At 69.8% G+C, this 3,494-nt stretch carries 1 protein-coding gene; it reads left to right on the top strand.

Going from position 1 to position 3,494, the window contains the following annotated elements:
* On the top strand, positions 1-3,494 hold a 3,494-nt coding region (locus tag ACFZDK_RS55585), incomplete at both ends, for a condensation domain-containing protein (RefSeq protein WP_390987018.1).

Raw genomic sequence — 3,494 nt, 5'->3', positions numbered from 1 at the left:
CCGGTCCCGGAGGCTGCGCTGAGCGCGGGTCGGGCTGCGGCGACGCCCGCCGAGGAGGCGTTCTGCGCCCTGTTCGCCGAGGTGTTGGGGCTGGACGAGGTGGGGGTCGGGGACGGGTTCTTCGAGCTGGGCGGCGATTCGATCATGTCGATGCAGCTCGCCTCGCGGGCTCGTCGTTCCGGTTGGGTGGTGACGCCTCGTCAGATCTTTGAGGAGAAGACCCCGGAGCGGCTGGCACTGGTGGCGGCCGAGACCGAGGAAGCGACCACGAAGGTCATGGACACCGGTGTCGGCGAGGTGCCGCTGACCCCGGTGATGCGCGAACTGCTGGACCGGGTCGGTCCGGAGGCTGCACGGCAGATCGTCCAGCCGGCGGTCATGGCGGCGCCGGCGGGACTGGACCTTGAGGTGCTTGTCGCCGCCCTGTACGCGGTGATGAACCATCATGAGATTTTGCGGGCGCGGTTGTTGGCGGAGTCCGGGGTGTTGGTGGTGCCCGGAGTGGATGCGGTGGATGTGTCCGGGCTGGTGGCTCGGGTGGATGTGGTCGGGGTTGATCCGGCCGTTGTGGTGGGGGAGCAGGTCGAGGCGGCGGTGGGGCGGTTGGATCCTGCGGCCGGGGTGATGGTGCAGGTGGTGTGGCTGGATGCCGGGCCGGATGTGGCGGGCCGACTGGTCGTGGTGGCCAACCACCTGGTCGTCGACACCGTTTCGTGGCAGATCCTGCTGCCTGATCTTGAGCGGGCGTGCAAGGCGTTGGCTGAGGGACATCCTGCGGAGTTGGATCCGGTTCCGGTGTCGTTCCGGGCGTGGGCGCGGGAGTTGGCGGCGGAGGCGGTTCGGCCCGAGCGGGTGGCTGAGGTGGCCGCATGGCGGGCGGTGGTGGATGGTCCGCAGGAGTTGCTGACGGATGTTCCGCTGGATCCGCTGGTGGATGTGGGTGCGACGGTTCGCGAGGTGGCGGTGACCGTCCCGGCGGAGGTGACGTCTGCCCTGTTGGCGGCGGTGCCGGCGGCGTTCCATGCCGGGGTGGACGAGGTGCTGTTGGCCGGCCTGGCCGCGGCGGTCGGCGAGTGGGCCGGGTCTGACGGGTTCCTGGTGGATGTCGAGGGGCATGGGCGTGAGCCGTTGCCGGGTATCCCAGATCTGTCGCGGACGGTGGGTTGGTTCACGTCCTCGCGTCCGGTGCGGTTGAGCGCGAGCGTCGGCGCCGGTGTGTCGGTGCTCGGGGTGAAGGAGCAGGTGCGGGCGGTACCCGGGGACGGCCTCGGCTACGGCCTCCTGCGGTACGTCAATCCGGAGACCACCGACGAGTTGGCGGGGTTGCCCTCGGCGCAGGTCGGCTTCAACTACCTCGGGCGCGTAGGGACGGGCGAGGGCTTCCGGGCGGGAGGTGCGCCCGATGCTCCGGTGATGCACGCGGTGGAACTGCTCGGATCGGTACGCGAGCTGGCAGACGGCCCAGTGTTGGAACTGGTGCTGGCCTGGCCGGAACGGTTGATGGAGGCCGACCGGGCACGCGCGCTGCTGGAGGCGTGGGCGGAGGCACTGTCAGCGCTGATGGCGCAGGTCCTCGACGGGGCCGGCGGCCATTCCCCGTCTGACTTCCCGTTGGTTTCCCTGTCTCAGGAGGGTGTGGAGGAGCTGGAGTCGGCGGTGTCCGGTCTGGAGGATGTGTGGCCGCTGTCCCCGCTCCAGGAAGGGCTGCTTTTCCACGCGTCTCTCGACGACGGCGCTGGGGCGGATGTGTATGCCGGTCAGCGTGCGCTCGCTCTGGACGGGCCTTTGGATGTCAGTCGGTTGCGGGCGTCGTGGGATGTGGTGGTGGGGCGGCATGCGATTTTGCGTGCGGGGTTCCATCGACTGGCGTCGGGTGAGGCGGTGCAGGTCGTCGCGCGGGAGGTGGAACTTCCGTGGCGTGAGATCGACTTGAGTGGCCTGTCGGAGGCTGATGCGGAGGCTGAGGCGGCCCGGTTGTCCGGGGAGGAGTTGTCGGCCGGGTTTGAACTCGGGCGGGCTCCGCTGCTGCGGCTGCTGCTGTTCCGCCTGGGCGAACGGCGCCATCGGCTGGTGTTGACGACCCATCACATCGTGCTCGACGGCTGGTCGTTGCCGATCCTGCTGAACGAGCTGCAGACGGTGTACCGGGCGGGCGTCGGTGCCCAGGCGCTGCCTGCGGTCCGGTCGTACCGGGATTACCTGTCGTGGCTCGGCCGTCAGGACCGGGAGGCTGCGCGGGTTGCGTGGCGGGAGGAGTTGGCGGGGGCGGAGGAGCCGACGCTGGTTGCTCCGGTGGATCCGGCTCGGTTGCCGATGCGGCCCGAGGCGGTGCGTGTCGAGTGCGGGGCCGAGCTGACGCGGGCGCTGAACGACGTGGCCCGCCGAGGCGGCGTCACGATGGCGACGGTGGTGCAGGGTGCGTGGGCTCTGGTGCTGGCTCGTCTGTCGGGGCGCCGGGATGTGGTGTTCGGGACGACGGTTGCCGGGCGGCCGGCGGATCTGCCGGGTGCGGAGTCGTTGATCGGGCTGTTCATCAACACCCTGCCGGTGCGGGTTCAGACGGATGGCAGGGAATCCGTACTCGAACTGCTGGACCGACTGCAGCGCCGCCAACTCGGCGTGATGGGCCACCAGCATCTCGGGCTGGCGGAGATCAAGCAGGTTGCCGGGCCGGGCGCGGAGTTCGACACGCTCGTCGTCTACGAGAACTATCCGCAGTCCGCCGCGGCGATGCCGGATGACCCCGACGCTCTTGTCATTCGGCCGGGTGGCCGGACGCGTGATGCCAGTCACTATCCGTTGGGGTTGATCGTCGCGCCGGGTGAGCGGATGGAGTTGCAGCTGGATCACCGGCCGGACCTGTTCGACCGGGCGCAGGCCGATGAGGTGTTGGCCGCGTTGGTGCGGGTGTTGGAACAGTTCGCGGCCCACCCGGAGATGCCTCTCGGCCAACTCGGGTTGTTGGACGTGGCGCGGTGGGAGCGTGTGACGCGGGAGTGGCAGGACGTGTCCTCCGAGGTGCCTTGCGGGACGCTGCCTGAGCTGCTTGCGGAGCAGGTGCGGCGGACGCCGGACGCGTCGGCTCTTGAGTCGGGTGAACACAGGCTGACGTATGAGGAGTTGGAGGCTGAGGCGGGTCGGCTGGCGCGGTACCTGATTGCTGCGGGGGTGGGTCCGGAGCGGCGGGTCGCTGTGGTGGCTGAGCGGTCGGTGGGCACGGTGGTGGCGTTGCTGGCGGTCTCGATGGCGGGCGGGGCGTTCGTCCCGTTGGATCCGGGGCATCCCGCCGAGCGTCTGGCCTTGGTGTTGGAGGACGCGGATCCGGTCGTGGTGCTGTGCATGCAGGCGGGCCGTGCGGTGTTGCCCGAGGCGAACCAGGCCGGGGCGATTGCCTTGGATGATCCGGAGGTGTCCGCTGTCGTGGCCGGCTGTGTGCCGGGTCGGGTGGTGGATGCGGAGCGGATCGTGCCGTTGGGGGTGGCGAATGCGGCGTA

Source organism: Streptomyces sp. NPDC007901 (assembly GCF_042959465.1).
GTDB lineage: Bacteria > Actinomycetota > Actinomycetes > Streptomycetales > Streptomycetaceae > Streptomyces.
Note: the sequence above shows the minus strand (reverse complement) of the source record. Positions and strands in the feature narration are given on the sequence as shown.